The organism is Shewanella sp. SM74 (assembly GCF_025653725.1).
Lineage (GTDB): Bacteria > Pseudomonadota > Gammaproteobacteria > Enterobacterales > Shewanellaceae > Shewanella > Shewanella oncorhynchi.
The window spans coordinates 1-703 of sequence record NZ_JAKKRZ010000094.1; the positions used below are offsets into that span (position 1 = coordinate 1).

General features: G+C 48.1%; 2 tRNA genes and 1 rRNA gene. All 3 read right to left on the minus strand.

Annotated elements, in window-relative coordinates:
* Positions 1-40: 40 nt before the first annotated feature.
* Positions 41-116: transfer RNA gene (locus L5M49_RS25130), tRNA-Ala, on the minus strand.
* Positions 117-254: 138 nt separating this feature from the next.
* Positions 255-331, minus strand: a tRNA-Ile gene (locus L5M49_RS25135).
* Between the two features lie 193 nt (positions 332-524).
* A 16S ribosomal RNA gene (locus L5M49_RS25140) occupies positions 525-703 on the minus strand; the annotation flags it as partial.

Below are 703 nucleotides of genomic sequence, written 5' to 3' on the forward strand. Positions count from 1 at the left end.
TGCCTTATTACTTTGCAATAAAGTCAGAATAAGGTGTAAATGGTGGAGCTATGCGGGATCGAACCGCAGACCTCCTGCGTGCAAGGCAGGCGCTCTCCCAGCTGAGCTATAGCCCCATTTACATGCAGTGCGAGTAAGTAAGATGTTCCAAACCTCTAAAAGGATTGGTTTGCCAAATCGAGTTATCCGCGGCAAATTAACGCGACGTTTAGTTCACTAAACGAGTGTTAATTTAACAAAGGAGAACGAAGATTTGGTGGGTCAGAGTGGACTTGAACCACCGACCTCACCCTTATCAGGGGTGCGCTCTAACCAGCTGAGCTACAGACCCATCTTATTGATAAATCTAAGTCCATCTAGAACCACCGACCTCACCCTACTCTTTATGAAGGGATTGGGGTGCTAACCAGCTGAGCTACAGACCCATCTTTGATAAACCTATTTGACTAGGTCTATCTTTTACTCTTTCTTCTATCAAGCAAATCTGTGTGAACACTCAACAAACATTAAGTTAGTCGTATAGGTAAGGAGGTGATCCAGCCCCAGGTTCCCCTAGGGCTACCTTGTTACGACTTCACCCCAGTCATGAACCACAAAGTGGTGAGCGCCCCCCCGAAGGTTAAGCTACCCACTTCTTTTGCAGCCCACTCCCATGGTGTGACGGGCGGTGTGTACAAGGCCCGGGAACGTATTCACCGTGGCA